The sequence below is a fragment of the Reinekea sp. genome, from assembly GCF_046710285.1.
Classification (GTDB): Bacteria; Pseudomonadota; Gammaproteobacteria; order Pseudomonadales; family Natronospirillaceae; genus Reinekea.
The window spans coordinates 49,965-65,571 of the sequence record NZ_JBKEGY010000001.1 but is presented as its reverse complement, the minus strand read 5'-3'; the positions used below and the strand labels follow the sequence as shown (position 1 = coordinate 65,571).

The 15,607-nt window shown below is 43.6% G+C and carries 14 protein-coding genes; 9 read left to right on the top strand and 5 right to left on the bottom strand.

The features are described from left to right. Window positions 1–53: 53 nt before the first annotated feature. Complete coding sequence (trpS, locus tag ACI882_RS00320) at window positions 54–1,067, top strand: tryptophan--tRNA ligase (RefSeq protein WP_411745240.1); 1,014 nt, start codon at window positions 54–56, stop codon at window positions 1,065–1,067. A gap of 286 nt (window positions 1,068–1,353) precedes the next feature. Here the strand turns inward: trpS and ACI882_RS00315 are convergent, their stop codons facing one another. Next, window positions 1,354–1,563, bottom strand: coding sequence for a cold-shock protein (locus ACI882_RS00315; protein ID WP_411745239.1), 210 nt, complete (start codon window positions 1,561–1,563; stop codon window positions 1,354–1,356). A gap of 404 nt (window positions 1,564–1,967) precedes the next feature. Here ACI882_RS00315 and ACI882_RS00310 point away from each other — a divergent pair, with 404 nt between their 5' ends. The 3 genes from ACI882_RS00310 (at window position 1,968) to ACI882_RS00300 (ending at window position 4,626) form a co-directional block, all read left to right on the top strand. Further along, window positions 1,968–3,194, top strand: a complete 1,227-nt coding sequence (locus tag ACI882_RS00310) for a glycosyltransferase (protein ID WP_411745238.1) — start codon at window positions 1,968–1,970, stop codon at window positions 3,192–3,194. Between the two features lie 238 nt (window positions 3,195–3,432). Further along, window positions 3,433–3,714, top strand: coding sequence for a hypothetical protein (locus ACI882_RS00305; protein WP_411745237.1), 282 nt, complete (start codon window positions 3,433–3,435; stop codon window positions 3,712–3,714). A 51-nt stretch (window positions 3,715–3,765) separates the two neighbouring features. After that, window positions 3,766–4,626 carry a putative RNA methyltransferase gene (locus ACI882_RS00300; protein ID WP_411745236.1) on the top strand — a complete coding sequence of 287 codons (861 nt, stop codon included), beginning with the start codon at window positions 3,766–3,768 and terminating at the stop codon, window positions 4,624–4,626. Here the strand turns inward: ACI882_RS00300 and ACI882_RS00295 are convergent. Next, window positions 4,589–5,539 (bottom strand): MotB family protein, encoded by a 951-nt coding sequence (locus tag ACI882_RS00295; protein WP_411745235.1) that lies wholly within the window; start codon window positions 5,537–5,539, stop codon window positions 4,589–4,591. The genes ACI882_RS00300 and ACI882_RS00295 overlap by 38 nt on opposite strands. A gap of 9 nt (window positions 5,540–5,548) precedes the next feature. Then, a complete protein-coding gene (pomA, locus tag ACI882_RS00290; protein ID WP_411746426.1) occupies window positions 5,549–6,298 on the bottom strand; it encodes a flagellar motor protein PomA in 750 nt (249 codons plus the stop codon). 256 nt (window positions 6,299–6,554) lie between these two features. Between pomA and ACI882_RS00285 the strand changes: the two genes are divergently transcribed. The 5 genes from ACI882_RS00285 (at window position 6,555) to ACI882_RS00265 (ending at window position 11,582) form a co-directional block, all read left to right on the top strand. Beyond that, entirely contained in the window at window positions 6,555–6,791 is a 237-nt protein-coding gene (locus ACI882_RS00285) for an exodeoxyribonuclease VII small subunit (RefSeq protein ID WP_411745546.1), read from the top strand. Further along, window positions 6,791–7,672, top strand: coding sequence for a polyprenyl synthetase family protein (locus tag ACI882_RS00280; RefSeq protein ID WP_411745545.1), 882 nt, complete (start codon window positions 6,791–6,793; stop codon window positions 7,670–7,672). The genes ACI882_RS00285 and ACI882_RS00280 overlap by 1 nt, the downstream gene beginning before the upstream one ends. After that, entirely contained in the window at window positions 7,672–8,889 is a 1,218-nt protein-coding gene (locus ACI882_RS00275) for an MFS transporter (protein WP_411745544.1), read from the top strand. Before ACI882_RS00280 ends, ACI882_RS00275 begins: the two co-directional genes overlap by 1 nt. Window positions 8,890–9,010: 121 nt before the next feature. Further along, window positions 9,011–10,897, top strand: coding sequence for a 1-deoxy-D-xylulose-5-phosphate synthase (gene dxs, locus ACI882_RS00270; protein ID WP_411745543.1), 1,887 nt, complete (start codon window positions 9,011–9,013; stop codon window positions 10,895–10,897). Window position 10,898: 1 nt separating this feature from the next. Continuing rightward, window positions 10,899–11,582, top strand: coding sequence for a zinc metallopeptidase (locus ACI882_RS00265; RefSeq protein WP_411745542.1), 684 nt, complete (start codon window positions 10,899–10,901; stop codon window positions 11,580–11,582). A 17-nt stretch (window positions 11,583–11,599) separates the two neighbouring features. Here ACI882_RS00265 and ACI882_RS00260 read toward each other — a convergent pair whose 3' ends face one another. After that, on the bottom strand, window positions 11,600–11,902 hold the full coding sequence (locus tag ACI882_RS00260) for a putative signal transducing protein (RefSeq protein ID WP_411745541.1): 303 nt from the start codon (window positions 11,900–11,902) through the stop codon (window positions 11,600–11,602). Between the two features lie 115 nt (window positions 11,903–12,017). Beyond that, window positions 12,018–15,602 (bottom strand): pullulanase-type alpha-1,6-glucosidase, encoded by a 3,585-nt coding sequence (gene pulA, locus ACI882_RS00255; RefSeq protein WP_411746427.1) that lies wholly within the window; start codon window positions 15,600–15,602, stop codon window positions 12,018–12,020. Window positions 15,603–15,607 lie beyond the last annotated feature (5 nt).

Genomic DNA, 15,607 nt, shown 5'->3' with positions numbered 1-15,607 from the left:
AAATGAATTATGTTACACTTATTTTGTTAATGACTAGATGAACTAAGAGACTTATGAGTAAGACACGCGTTCTAACCGGTATCACCACTACAGGCATTCCACACCTTGGTAATTACGCTGGCGCCATTCGCCCAGCGATTGAAGCGAGCCAAGCTGAAAATGCAGAATCATTTTTGTTTTTGGCAGATTATCACGCCTTAATAAAATGCCATGAACCAGAACGCGTACGTGAATCCGCACGCTCCGTCGCTGCAACATGGCTTGCCACCGGCCTAGATGTAGATCGAGTGACTTTTTATCGTCAGAGCGCAATTCCAGAAATCACCGAACTAAGCTGGATACTTACAACCATCGCCGCCAAAGGCTTAATGAACCGCGCACATGCATACAAAGCCGCCGTTCAAGATAACCTGGAAAATGGTGATGGCGATGCCGATAAAGGCATAGAGATGGGCTTGTTTAGCTATCCAATTTTAATGACTGCCGATATTCTAATGTTTAACGGCCAGAAAATCCCTGTGGGCAAAGATCAAACGCAGCATATTGAAATGGCACGCGATATAGCTCAACGTTTTAACTTTATTTATGGCGATACTTTCTCCCTACCAGAAGCCGTTGTAGATGAAAGCGCCATGATTATCCCAGGCTTAGACGGCCGAAAGATGTCAAAGAGCTATAACAACACAATCCAGCTTTTCGAAACTGAGAAAAAGTTCAAAAAGCTGATTAATAAAATTAAGACCAATAGCTTAGAGCCAGGCGAACCCAAGGACCCAGAAGGTTGCACCCTGTTCTCAATTTACAGTGCATTTTCAAACGAAGCACAACAAGCCGACGTCCGAAAAATGTACGCCGATGGCATTGCATGGGGTGAAATGAAGAAGTTCTTATTTGAGTTTTTAAATGAAGAACTCAAAGATAAGCGTGATGAATACAACCGCTTAATGGCCGACCCTGCTGAACTCGATCGCGCGTTAAAAGTTGGCGCTGAAAAAGCACGTAACGTAGCGCGGCCATTCTTAGATGAGATTCGCAGTAAAGTTGGAATTGGCGGGATGGTGTTTTAAAAAAGCTGCAAATTTTAAAGAAAGCTGCAAGCTGCAACTAAAACATAAGGACATGTTCGGTGCCTTAAATAGCTAAGGTGCCAGATTGGTCTTGATTGGGAATCTGAGCCATGGATGGCGAAGTTTAGCGGTGCATGGATGCACTTGAGCGACCAATCAAGGCTAATTTGGTGCCTTAGCGAACCCCGCAACCTGCCGATGCCCAAAGGGCAACGTTCTATTTTTTTTTACCAAAAAAAAGCAGATCAAAAGATCTGCTTCGATACGTTCAGTTCACAACGGGCAATTAGATTGCTTCGATGTTCTCAGCTTGAGGGCCTTTCTGACCTTGAGTGATGGTGAACTTAACTTTTTGACCTTCGGCCAAAGTTTTGAAACCAGAACCAGAGATAGCACTGAAATGTGCGAACACATCAGGACCACTTTCTTGTTCGATGAAGCCAAAACCTTTAGTTTCGTTAAACCACTTTACAGTGCCAGTTACTGAATCAGACATGCTGTTTTCCTATTATATAAAAGTATAAAACGCCTTTTTGGTGGACTAAGCCTTAAGCCAATTGGGCGGTCGAGCCAGAATAGTACATTTACTTATATACAACAGGACGAAAAAGGAACTGTACGCCGTGTTTCGAAATGCGGTAATAAGACTTACGTTCTAGCAACTTCATTATAGTGAACAATATCCGCCCGTCAACATCATCCGGTACCATGGCTAAAGCATAAAAAACGCATTGAAACCCACGATAATTCACACGGTTTAACAAATATTTTATGCCGTCAAAATACATGATTTTTCTTTCAAAACAAGTATTTAGCACGCTAGTCAATTACACTAAGTTCAGCGTCATTAATTCATTAAAAGCGCACTAAATTCAATTTCATCTAAAGATATAAAATAATATGCCTACTAAAGTCGTACTGCTGATTGCTAAAAACTGGCCCGAGCCGAACTCAACTGCGGCTGGCAGGCGAACCTTAGACTTATTAAACCTATTTAAAAAAGCCGGATTCGAAGTACATATTGCCAGTACCGCAGAACCCACGCCTTTTCAGGCAGATTTTTCAGCATTATCCTACGCCACTCACTCGATAAAGGTTAACGACAATGCATTTGACGACTGGATAAGTGCATTTAACCCCACATTGGTCATTTATGACCGCTTTGTGATGGAAGAACAGTTCGGCTGGCGCGTTAAAGAACAAAGCCCTAAAACAGCAACACTGATTGATACCAGTGACCTACACTGCTTACGAATCGCCCGCGAACACGCATTTAAAAAAGACCAAACACTCAATCTCTTTAACGATATCGCTATTCGTGAAATATCGGCTATAACGCGCTGTGATTTCACCCTAATGATCTCTAAAGTCGAGATAGACTTACTCATCAATAAATTCCAAATCCCCCAACATAAATGCTTATACCTGCCATTTTTAGTCGACCAGGCGCCGCAGCCAAGCCTAGTAGGGTTTGCAGATCGCCAGAATTTAGTCATGGTAGGCGGGTTTAAACATGAACCTAATCGGGACGCGACTCGCTGGTTACGTGAAGCGTTGTGGCCCGCAATGCAACCTTTATTACCCAAGGGAACACAAATGCATGTCTATGGCGCTTATGCAGATCATGCAATGAACCAGCTAAATGCACCGAAAAATAACTTTTATATAAAAGGCCGAGTTGATGATTCAATGTCGACCGTTGAACGGTATCGATTAAATTTGGCCCCACTGCGGTTTGGCGCAGGACAAAAAGGAAAAATTCTGGAAGGCTGGCTCACGGGCACCCCGACTCTAACCACTCCCGTAGGTGCAGAAGCGATGCATGGGGCAGAACCTCCAGTTTATAAATTAACCAATCACCCCGATGAGTTTGCTCGGTTAGTTGCCAGTTATTATCAAGATGAAATGCAGTGGTTAACCTTACAAGAAGACGGCTATCGCAGAGTTCGAAGCAACTTTCTTAGCTCTGACCATGCTCCTAAATTTGTCGAAGTTATTATTCAGGCGATTGAGCAATTAGATGCGCATCGCGCCAAAGATTTTTGGCAGTCCTTGTTATGGCAAAATCAGCTCGGCTCAATGAAATACATGAGCCGCTGGATCGAAGAAAAAAACAAACAAAACTAGAACTTCTCAAAATAAAGCCCCAATTTTGTGACCAGACGCACAAAATAAATATGTCATTACTAATGGCTAAAAATTTACTCTTTAGTCAGTATATTGACGATCTTTTTCTAATACTTTAGACGTACCACTCAAAAAGACCCGATGTTCAGCAACAAAAGGTGTGAAATGCATCGCAAAACGGTAGTGTCTGTAACGAGATTTACATTGATCCTCATTTAACTCGTAAAAGGCTTCCTAAATGTTCATTGATGGTTTATCCGATTGGGAGAAGCGTCGACTAGCGTTAGTTCTAAAAGAGCAAGGCAACACAGCATTTATGGTAATTAAACACGCTAAAGCAGCGGTATTGAGCGCTAAACGTAATCGACCCGTAAACACTGTCGATGACAAGTATTTAATGTTACTCGATAAAACAATAGAAGAGTTATATGGCTATCAACGACTACCCAACTCATTGCAATACACAAGCCCCGAAGTAGTTGCTGCAGCTATTGGTGAAATTAACCGCCGAGAAAATTGACCCACCCTCCACATAACGGCATCATGCAGAAAATTGCAATGCCGCCAAACCATGCCTAAAACATTAGAACCTGCTTTACTTTATCAGTGCCCCGTTTGCCAATCACCCTTGTTGCCTTACAACCTTAGCGTTAAATGCGATAAGGGACACACCTTTGATGTCCATAAAAAAGGTTATATCAACCTATTATTAGCTCATCAAAAAAACAGTAAGGCACCAGGTGATGATGCACAAATGGTTGCCAGCCGACGCCGATTTTTAGAGCAAGGTTATTATCAGGCATTAGCAGAAAAAATTGCCCTACGAGCTAGGCAATGGCTACCGAGCAACGCTAGTCTATGGGATGCAGGTTGTGGCGAGGGTTATTACACCAATACAATTGCACAAATAAACCCTGGGTTTGAACTCTATGGCCTTGATATTTCTAAACCCGCAATACAATCAGCAAGTCGCTATAAACAAGTCAATTGGTGTGTTGCTTCGAGTTCACACCCGCCTTATCTGAATGAAAGTTTTGATGCCATTGTGAGCGTATTTTCTCGTGTTGATGCTTTACCGTTTTACCGAGTACTCAAACCTAGTGGTTCTGTTTTATTGGCCGTACCTGACAGTGATCACTTACTTAACTTGCGCAAGTTAATTTATGACACAGTGAGGCCCTACGATACATCTAAGCATCTTAGTTATTTCGATCAGGGCTTTGAATTAACCAATGAAGAACGAATTACAGTAGAACTACAACTCAACAACAACCAAGCAATCTTTGATTTATTGGGCATGACGCCCCACGCGCACCGCTTACCTCAAGATAAGCGCAGCGCGTTAGAGCAAGTTTCAAGCTTAACTGATACCGCCTGCTTCAAACTGTATCAGTTTAAAAAATCTCATTTGAATCCAAGCCAAACAGACTAGGGTCACCCGGATCAACGTTTTCTGGCGCAGGTGCTGGCTCGCCTTCGTAATCTTGATTAATCTGCTTAATCAAAATTTCAACTCGGCGGTTTTGTGAACGCCCTTCCGGCGTATCATTTGAAGCAATAGGTTTGGTTGAACCGTGACCAACTATGGTGAATCTGTTCTCATCCATTTCTGGTGCAACAAATAAATATTCAGCCACCGCCAGCGCACGAGCGGCACTCAACAGCCAATTACTTCTAAACCGAGCCGACGCAATTGGAATATCATCGGTATGCCCTTCAACAAAAAGCTCACCTGGCGTTGCGACTAATAACTCGCGTATTTTATCTAGAACAGGCAGGAAGTCGTCCGCAACATAGTCCGAGCCGCCACTAAAGCTTTGCTCCTTAACCCTTATAATGATGGTTTCATTAATGGTTTCGATTTGCAGCAAGCCCTCGGCAATTTCTTCAGCCAAAGCTTGGGCAAGTCGCTCAGCACTTTCTTGAATCTCTTCTGAAGTGGCGCTGTCTGGGACAACTATTTCACGCGTCAACTTACCTTCTTCACCTTGGGCGGTTTCTTGCATGGTCACGGTATCTTGGCAAAGAATTTCTAAAGAATCCCGTAAGTCATCTACTGTATCTTGGCGGACAGAGTTTAACGGCGTGGGGTTTGGCGTGCCAGGACTAAACTCTTTAGCGATAATACTGGTGCCCTTGGGAATATCCATGACATTAATTTCTGCTTGAACACCAAATGCATTGCGTAATGAACCTGCTAAACGCTTGAATTTTAAGGCATCCATTTCTGAAAAGGACAGCAATAGCACAAAAAAGCACATTAACAGTGCCATTAAGTCAGAAAATGTACCCATCCATGCGGGGAGACCCTCAATGCATTCGGGGCAGTCGTCTTCTTCATCCATACTGTACCCTTACTCGCCGCGTAAATTAGATGGAAGGTAGCTTTTTAGCATTGATTCAATAATGCGTGGGTTTTGCCCTGCCTGAATTGCCAATAGACCATCAATGGCCATTTTTTGAATCGTCTCTTCTTGCTTTGAGCGCACACCGAGCTTATCTGCTATTGGAATACAGATAACAGTGGCTAAGAATGAACCGTAAAGGGTTGTTAATAGCGCCACGGCCATTGCTGGACCAATAGTTTTTGGATCATCCATATTAGCCAACATCGCAACTAATCCGATCAAGGTACCAATCATACCCATGGCAGGGCCAACATCGGCAACGGCACTGAAAAATTTAGCGCCATCTCCGTGGCGATCTGTGGTCATTTTCATATCTTTATTTAATAAGGTTTTCACTACCTCTGGATCATGACCATCAACCAACAGCTGAATACCTTTTGATAAAAAGTCACTGCTGGTTTCTTTACCCTCTAATGACAGCAAACCACCTTTACGAGCTGCATCCGCTAGTTCAACAATTTCACCAATTAAGTCTTCTGGCTTAACAATGGAAAAAGAGAAAGCTTTACCTACTATTTTGCCAACACCCAAAAACTGCTCTAAGGTAAATTTCGACATAGCCACGAATGTCGACCCACCAAATACAATGAGTACCGACGGAATGTTGATAAATATGCCTATGCTGCCACCTAAAAGCATGGACATGACAATCATGGCAATGGCCCCGATGAGCCCAACAATCATAGCTATATCCACGAATTACCTCGCTGTGTTCTAGATCGGCTAAGCAAACCTTAGTCACGATCATTAAAAAATAATTAGCTAAAGCTTAGCAGCAAAAACCAACCGCTGTGAGCTTACAAATCAATAAAGAAAAAATTTACTACATTTCACTAATAGACCTAATCAGTTAAACTGTCGTCTTCAAAGGCTCTATCGGCCGAGCTTTCTGAAAATTAACCTTAAATTTGTCAAGAACCACTTTTAAAATGCCGACGCTAGAGGTATTTCCATGTCTAAAGCTTCAAAATATACATTCGAAGATGATTTATCAGCCCTTGAAAACATTGTTGAACAGCTTGAATCAGGTGAATTAAGTTTAGACGACGCCATGACAGCTTTCGAAGCTGGCGTAAAATTAACCAACCAATGTCAAAAAACATTAGCCGATGCGCAGCAAAAAGTTCAGGTATTAGTCGATAACAACGGTCTTGAGACATTACAAGCATTTAATGAACAAGGCGCCTAATGAAACTTGCTGATTTTCTGTCAGATACTCGTACTCGCTTTGAAACACATTTACTGAGCACGTTTCAACCATCACCTTCTCAACATTTAGCCAGCGCGATACATTACTCTTTGCTCAATGGCGGAAAACGTTTACGCCCTGCCTTAGTGCGTGCGGCGGCATTGGCGTGCGAGCACGACAATGATGACTGGCTAGTGCCGGCCACCGCTATCGAAGTGATCCATGTTTACAGCCTTATTCATGATGATTTGCCTGCGATGGACGATGACGACCTACGTCGTGGTAAGCCAACCAACCACAAGGCCTTTGACGAAGCGACCGCTATTTTGGCCGGTGATGCATTGCAAGCAGAAGCATTTCAGCTTTTAGCAAATGCAGTGAACTTTAACGATGCTCAAGTACGGCGCATGCTCATATCAATTAGCGCTGGCGCTGGCCATCAAGGTATGGTCGGCGGACAAATGCTCGATATATTAGCCGAAAAGCAAAATGGCACCTTAGAGCAGCTAGAAACTATCCACCGCTTAAAGACGGGCGCACTTATTAAGGCCGCTCTGACACTTGGCGCCCTCTGCCAAAAAAATGTAAGCCAAGAAACCCTCGAACAGCTTGAAAATTATGGTGACGCCATTGGTTTAGCGTTTCAAATCACCGATGATATACTCGACGTTACCAGTTCGACTGAAGTTCTCGGCAAACCCCAAGGCAGTGATTTAGATGGCAATAAAACCACCTATGTTTCTCTGTTAGGGCTAACTGGCGCAGAACATCATGCTCAGCAACAGTTTAGCCTTGCCATCGAATCATTAACCAATATGGGCCTAAATGAATCCAGCCTGCTATGGCAGCTGGCCGAATATATTTTAAACCGAGAATATTAGTGAGTCACACCTCTGCTTTAGAAGTACCCGAATTTAGGGTTTATATGGTTGCTGCCGTCTTTGGCACCATGGCTATTTGGATGGCGCGCTTTCTCTATGGCTGGATGGTCTGGCAGTACACTGAGTCTCCTTTTTGGGTTGGCGTGGCAAGCGCTGGATTACTACTGCCTTCACTTATAGTCACCCCTATTTTTGGTGTGGTTTCTGATCGAATCAACCTAAAGCATGGCATTATTAGCTGGCAGTTTGGTCAAGGTTTGATCACTGGGGTAACCGCAATAATATTGGCCTTTAACCCACTATCTTTGCCATTATTAATGGCCCTCATCGTAACCTTTGGTATTGTTGCCTCCGCGGGCTCGCCACTGCGACTCACTATTTTACCCAAGCTGGTCGGAAAGAATCGACTTTCTAGCGCTGTCGGTTACGGGGCGATCTTATTCAACACATCACGCGTAATCGCCCCCGCTCTGTCTGCCTGGTTCTTAGCCTCTTTCTCCGAATTAAGCTTGTTATGGCTTTGTACGATCGCCTTTTCGGTGGCAGCGCTAATTAACCTAAATTTACCAAACTTCAGGCAGCCCACTGACAAACCCAATGCCATGCCTTGGTATTCTGAATTCGTGGTTGGCGTTAAGGTCAGTTGGCACTCCCCGTTTGTACGTATTTTAATACTGCTGACTCTTTTGAATAGCTTCACTGGGCGAACGCTCATGGAGCTCTTGCCCGCATTCTCAGGCTCTATCACTCAGGGGACAGCCGCAGATTTGGCCACTCTCATTGCTTGTGCAGGTGTTGGTTCGATTGTTGGCGGGATATTTATGTCTCGGCAACGCAACGAAATTGGCCGACTAAAAAACATCCTGCTTGCATCCTTGATACTCTCAATAGTCTTTATAGTGATCTTACTAATAACTCATTCGCTCTTAATTATTGCGATTAGCATTGGTTTTATCAGCCTTTTAATGACGCTTTTCGGCACTGGCAGCCAAATTATTCTGCAAATCCAAACCGATGAAAGTACCCGTGGTCGGGTAATGAGCTTGTGGCTTACCATTGCAATAGCCGGTCCCGCCGTGGGTGCTTTCGTTATGGGTTGGATTACTGAAATCAGCAGTTTCAACGTTACGTTCATCTTAATGGTGACTCTATCGGCGATTTGTTGCTTTTTGTTGATGAGCCATCAGCATAAAGTCGCCAAAAAGAACTTAAGTTGACGGTTGAAGACTCAATTCTGTGTCCTTGGTTGCTGCCTTTTTAAACCAATATTCTGTACACTAGGCCACTTCTTACCCTCTCTGCCATTAGAGAGGTGGTTCCGTATTATCAGGGTATTAAATGAAGGTTTTTGACCATATTCCAAAATCGCGTCCAAGTACGCCACTACTAGATCGTGTTGACTCCCCCGCCGACCTTAAAAAGCTCAGTTTGTCGCAATTGCCTCAATTTGCAGATGAGTTACGTGAATACTTACTTTACAGCGTAGGCCAGTCTGGCGGACATTTCGGTGCGGGCTTAGGTGTTGTTGAATTAACCGTTGCCTTGCACTACGTTTATGACACTCCAGATCAAAAGTTAGTCTGGGATGTTGGTCATCAAGCTTATCCACATAAAATCATTACCGGTCGTCGAGACAAGTTACCCACTATTCGTCAAGAACACGGTTTACATGCCTTTCCCCAGCGTACAGAAAGTGAATTTGACACCTTTGGTGTAGGCCATTCAAGTACCTCTATCTCAGCTGCGTTAGGTATGGCTATTGCTGGACGCCTACAAGGTAATCCACAACAAACCGTTGCGGTCATTGGTGACGGGGCCATTACCGCCGGCTTAGCTTTTGAAGCATTGAATCATGCTGGCCATGACGGCGCGAATCTATTGGTAGTATTAAATGACAACGACATGTCAATTTCAGAGAATGTAGGCGCACTCAACAAGGCTTTTTCAAGGGTATTTTCTTCAAGAACCTATTCCCATTTACGTGAAAACAGCAAAAAAGTCTTAAAAAATGTTCCTCCCATGCTTGAATTTGCGCGCAAAGCCGAAGAACACATGAAGGGCATGGTTGCACCGGGCACCCTATTTGAAGAACTCGGATTCAACTATATTGGCCCTGTCGATGGTCACGATGTTATCGAATTAGTACAAACCTTAAAGAACATTAAAACCTTTAGTGGACCGCAGTTTTTGCATGTTGCCAGCCAAAAAGGCAAAGGGTTTTTGCCAGCTGAAAATGAGCCGATTAAGTACCATGCTATTACTAAAATTGAGCCACAAGTTGCCGAGAGTTCCACTCCTAAGCCTGCGGTAAAGCCAAACTATTCAAATGTTTTTGGTCAATGGCTATGCGATATGGCCGAGCAAAATAAACAACTCGCCGGTATTACGCCGGCGATGCGCGAAGGCTCTGATCTCATCAAATTTTCGCAACAATACCCACAACGGTATTTTGATGTCGCTATTGCAGAGCAACATGCGGTAACACTTGCCGCTGGACTCGCATGCGATGGCATTAAGCCTGTCGTTGCAATTTATTCAACATTTTTGCAGCGCGGTTATGATCAACTTATTCACGATGTCGCCATCCAAAATCTAGATGTTTTATTTGCCATCGATCGTGCTGGCTTTGTCGGAGAAGATGGCCCTACGCATTCCGGTAGTTATGATTTTAGTTTTTTACGCTGCATCCCTAACTTAATCGTGATGGCGCCAAAAGACGAGCAAGAGTGTCGACAAATGCTATCCACTGGTTTCAATTATGTTGGTCCTGCTGCTGTTCGCTATCCTCGCGGCAAAGGCCCTGGTGTCGATGTTGATCAATCGCTTGAATGCCTAGCCATTGGCAAATCTGAACTACTGCGCAAAGGCAAAAAAGTAGCCATTTTAGCCTTTGGGAGCCGCGTAGAACCTTGTAGATCAGTGGCGGATACCTTAGATGCTACCTTAATTAATATGCGTTTTATCAAGCCCATTGATCAAGCAGCCATTATTAAAGCAGCGCAAGAACATGATTTAATCGTAACCGTTGAAGAAAATGCCATCATGGGTGGTGCTGGTTCGGCTGTTGCAGAATCGCTAATGGAATCTGGCTTACCCGTTAACATGTTACAGCTGGGCTTACCCGATGAATTTACCAACCATGCAAAACCAGAAGTCATGCTTGCACACGTTGGCTTAGACAGCGCAGGAATTTTAGCTCGAATTCAAGCGCGGCTGAGTAAGTAAAATGATTTTGGTCATTGCCATTGTTGCGTTGCTTGCCTTACTGATTGGACCGAACTTATGGGTGAAGCGCGTACTGAAAAAAAACAATAATGAACGCAATGACCTACCGGGTACCGGTGCTGAATTGGCAACGCATTTAATGAAGCGTTTTGAGTTAACTGATGTAACCTTAGAAACCACCGAAAAAGGTGACCATTATGACCCAACCAGCCGCACAATTCGCCTAACGCCTTCCGTTTATAATGGCAAAAGTTTAACCGCCATTGCGACCTCCGCACATGAGTTTGGTCACGCACTTCAACACCATAAATCCTATAAGCCGTTACTTACGCGCACAGCAATGGCTAAACAAGCCTACTATGTCCAAAATGCAGCAAGCATTGCCTTGTTGTTAATTCCTTTCCTATCGATGATTCCTGGCTTAGCTATTTTTGCCCGAGCAGTGCTTGTTTTCGTGGTCGGTTCAATGTTTTTTTCAGCCATCATCCATCTAGTGACTTTGCCGGTTGAGTTTGATGCATCTTTTGGACGAGCTTTGCCTATTTTGCAACAAGGCGATTATGTTGATCAGAAAGATTTCGGCACCGTTCGCAAAATTCTTCTTGCTTGCGCGCTAACCTACGTTAGCCAAGCAATGATTGGTGCTCTAAATTTTGGTCGCTGGATTCGAATGCTCAGGCGCTAAACTTAGCGCTATAATAATTATTTCTGCTCTGCTTCACACTGCCAACAATAGTCAAATGAACCTGCATTTTTTTCACCGCATTGATTGCAAAACCACTCTTGCGTTGCTTTTAATTCAATTTGTTCAATGACGGACTTCGCCAAGGTTTCATCTCGCTCATCACTGAGCCAAAGCTCAGGCCAAACATCCTGCGGAGCTAATTCGCCCGAACCACCTGAGGCATATTCATTACGGATACTGGTTTGAATATGCTTAAGCTGCAATAAGTTCTGAATATTAACGACTTGGTATAAATTGGGATGGGTATATATTTTGGTCATAAGGTTATCTTATTGAAATAACATCAACTGTCTCATAATTGATCTCTATGCGATAGTCGAAAAAAACCGCCTACCCCTTTTAAGGAATAGACGGAAGGCTCTCCAACTTTGGTTGTTATTCTACTTTAGTAATATCAAGAGACGGGCTTTCTTTATTGCTAAAGTTAAGAACAAACCGATAAACACCCTCTTCACTTATACTAAGGTTCATTACACTATCCTGTTTAACCAGCAAAGTGGTTGTACTTGGTTCCAAAAGTGCGCCTAGCTTAGAGTAATTCAAACCAGAATTATTACCCGTTTTAACCTTATAAAAACCCTTATCTAACGATAGTTCAATGGCATATTGGTTATTGCCAATAAACTGAAACTGGTTCTCGGTTAAAAGCTTTTCCCAGCTGGTCAATGTACCCAGCAAATAGATAGATTCTTTGCCTAAGCTTGGCATTTGCGTTAGATCTTTCGGCTTAACAGGCAAGCCTAGCGTGCGTGAGTCTTGTTGAGGTTGAACAAATACGGCGACCGTTAAACCCGGCACTCGAACTTCGCCCCCTTCAAAGGTTGAGCGCCTGACCACATCGTCGATGGAATTCTGTAACATAGGGTGTAACTGTAGTTTTCTGGCGCCAGGAATCTGAATCGTTTGAGCCACATTTGAGGCGTTAATTACAACCACTATCGCATCCAGCTTTGGATCTAAATTTTTACCATCAATACCATCGTCAATAGACATTGCAATAACACCTGGCACTTGGTTATTACCTGTATTATGAAAATCTACCCGCTGAATAATGTCTTCTGCGCTTGTCAATCTAAACAATGGACTGCTTTTTCGAATAGCCAAATACTCCAGGAAAACCGCTGCTGACATTTCACGATCAGATTTTTCGCTGTAGCTGTTCGGGTTAGCAAAGGCTTGTTCAACTAAGTGCCAATTATTGCCGTCTTTATCTTTTCTAGGTAAGCCTTTTGCCCAAGTACTGTCAGCCAAACTAAAGTCGACTGCGTTGAACCAATCACCACTGTCATAGCTGTCTCGCTCCATCGATTTCGACCTGAGAATGTCAGAGCCCATGTGAAAAAATGGTACCCCTTGCGCGAACATATTGGTAGCCAAGCCTAGGTTTTGCATTCGAACTCGTTCAGCCGTTGTGATATCACTGGCGATGCGGTATTGGTTATTGTCCCACAGCGTTTGGTTGTCGTGTTTAGAGACATAACTTATATTTTCTTGCGGGTCTAAGGTATACCCAGCTGGCATGCCGTTATAGTCGATATCTTGACCGAATACGGGGAAGCCATCTTTATTTATAAGGACAAAATGTCTTAAGTTACCGGCCAAACCAACTCGAATTTGATCACTTTTATGGAGTAGATCTTGTTTATCGCTATCATCACCCTGACGCATTTCGTTTGGTAAATAGTAAAGCCCATTACCAAAGCCTTGATTAAAGCGTAACGAGTCACCCTCATCAAACGGACCGCCGCCTCGAACAGCATCACGTAAACGATCACTGAAAGTACCTATACCGGTGCCCGCCATGTTCCATTGAATCGCATTTTCGCCACGGGCTCCGTCGACCACTTCGCCAAAGTTCCAACCTTCACCATAAAAATAAATATTTGGGCGTACCGCTTTGACTTTTTCGAATGCTTTTTCTAGGTTTGATTTCATATGGTGACCCATAAGGTCAAACCGGAAAGCATCAACATGATAATCTCGTGCCCAGACCACCAATGAATCAATCATTAGTTTCTCCATCATGCGATTTTCACTAGCGGTATTTTTACAACAGGTCGAGTTTTCTACAGCACCTGACTCTATGTTTAAACGATGATAGTAACCCGGGACGACCTTATCGAGCACCGACTTAGACGCCAAACCAGCTTCGTTGGTATGGTTGTATACAACATCCATGACAAAGTTTAACCCCATATCATGAATACTTTGCACCATGTCTCGATACTCTAAAATTCTATCAGTGCCATTGGCATTAACGGCGTAGCTGCCCTCAGGAACGGTGTAATGAAAAGGGTCATAGCCCCAATTGAAATTATCAAGCGGTCGTACAAAACTCATCAAATTTTGTTGTTGATCGCTGTCGCCAGGAAAACCTGTTAGGACATCGCGTATCGATAAGTCAGTTTCACAATATTGCCCGAACTCGCTTTGCCTAAAATCGCCACTCAATTGACATAAACGAGATACTTTATCATCTATATTAACTTGCTCGCCTGCAAACTCATTGGTCGTGGCAATATCAAAAGACGGCAATAAATGCAGATGAGTTAAACCCGCTTGTTGCAAGGCCATCAAATGCTGAACACTGGCTCGATCGGTTTCTGCCAATGCGCCGTATTTGCCGTTTAAAGTCGCCGTTCCAAGTTGATCACTTAAGGTTAAATCTCGAAGGTGTGATTCATAAATGACGATGTCTTCTGGCTGAGCGACCACATATTGTCCTTGACCCCAGCGGGCGGGCTTAAGGTTTTCCGCATCTAGGTCTACCACTTGAGAAAATTTGCTATTGGTACTTAAGCTGAGACTATATGGGTCGGTAACTTCATATTGCTCTATTTGGTTAGATTCTGGGTGATAAACACGAATATCATATCGATAAAAATATCCGCTGAGGTTTTTTTTGCTGTCGTATATCCATACCCCGCTGTCTTGATCAAAGCTCATTGCTAACGCTTTAGCTTTACTCGATGGTTTTTTATAGAGCTTAAGAGTTATGTTTTGAGCCGTCGGAGCCCATACACTAAACCGTGTAGACCCTTGATCAACAATTGCGCCTAAATTAACCTCTGCAGCTGCACTGGCAAAAACTGCATCTAACACCGCTGACTTTTGGACCAACGTTGCGGCCTCTAAACTACCATCAGGATTAAATGTCGCCACAACCAACTGCCCTTTTAAAGCTGCTTTTGCATCGAAACCTGATGGTAAGCTCCACGCTTTAAAGTCGGCTAAATGAGGGAAGCGTGTTTTAAGTTCTTCTGATAATTGCCCTCGTTTAAGAACAACCTCCGTACCACCTTCGATAGATTTGTTTTCTGCATTAGTGCGGATATCTGCATTTTGACTGTAAAACAGCTTAACGGTTGGTACTGCACCTGGATTGAACGCTATAGTGCTGGCATCTAACCAATGGGCAGAAGCGCCATCGATTGAAATTGGTGGTACCCTATGGGGTTGATTGTAGAGCTTAGAAACGCCTTGAAAGGTATATAATATTTGTGAATTAACCTTGGCCCGGTTAAATAAGTGATCAATGCCACCAAGATCTTTTTCGTCTCCTTTGTGAACAATGAACATAAAGTCTATCCAATCATCTCTGTTCATCGGTACGATAAAATAAGCACCTAGATCAGGATGTACGCCACTAGCGGGGTGTGCCGCCCCCCAGCTGGTTCCAGCAGCCAGCTCATTCGCATTGGTGGTATTGCTATCACCATCCCATAGATGCAAACCCCAGCCATCGTAGTTATTGTCGTTACGTTTGTAATAAATTACGGCTTCATTCGGCTTAGCCTGATAAATATTGTCTATTGTGTCTGACGTTGATTGTGTCGCTATCGTTTGCTGCGACCGTTGCTCGGTATCACTGCTGTTCACGACTTGCGTTTGACAACCTACAAGCAGCAAACAAAGGGCGATAAAACTGGAATAGCCAGCGTACAACTGTAAACGTTTCATATTGC

What these genes read in the sequence shown, in the direction of transcription:
- ACI882_RS00285 (WP_411745546.1), top strand. Translation starts at nt 6,555, where the DNA reads ATGTCTAAAGCTTCAAAATATACATTCGAAGATGATTTATCAGCCCTT.
- trpS (WP_411745240.1), top strand. Translation starts at nt 54, where the DNA reads ATGAGTAAGACACGCGTTCTAACCGGTATCACCACTACAGGCATTCCA.
- ACI882_RS00295 (WP_411745235.1), bottom strand. Translation starts at nt 5,539, where the DNA reads ATGGATGAAGAAGACGACTGCCCCGAATGCATTGAGGGTCTCCCCGCA.
- dxs (WP_411745543.1), top strand. Translation starts at nt 9,011, where the DNA reads ATGAAGGTTTTTGACCATATTCCAAAATCGCGTCCAAGTACGCCACTA.
- ACI882_RS00300 (WP_411745236.1), top strand. Translation starts at nt 3,766, where the DNA reads ATGCCTAAAACATTAGAACCTGCTTTACTTTATCAGTGCCCCGTTTGC.
- ACI882_RS00280 (WP_411745545.1), top strand. Translation starts at nt 6,791, where the DNA reads ATGAAACTTGCTGATTTTCTGTCAGATACTCGTACTCGCTTTGAAACA.
- ACI882_RS00310 (WP_411745238.1), top strand. Translation starts at nt 1,968, where the DNA reads ATGCCTACTAAAGTCGTACTGCTGATTGCTAAAAACTGGCCCGAGCCG.
- pulA (WP_411746427.1), bottom strand. Translation starts at nt 15,602, where the DNA reads ATGAAACGTTTACAGTTGTACGCTGGCTATTCCAGTTTTATCGCCCTT.
- ACI882_RS00265 (WP_411745542.1), top strand. Translation starts at nt 10,899, where the DNA reads ATGATTTTGGTCATTGCCATTGTTGCGTTGCTTGCCTTACTGATTGGA.
- ACI882_RS00260 (WP_411745541.1), bottom strand. Translation starts at nt 11,902, where the DNA reads ATGACCAAAATATATACCCATCCCAATTTATACCAAGTCGTTAATATT.
- ACI882_RS00305 (WP_411745237.1), top strand. Translation starts at nt 3,433, where the DNA reads ATGTTCATTGATGGTTTATCCGATTGGGAGAAGCGTCGACTAGCGTTA.
- ACI882_RS00315 (WP_411745239.1), bottom strand. Translation starts at nt 1,563, where the DNA reads ATGTCTGATTCAGTAACTGGCACTGTAAAGTGGTTTAACGAAACTAAA.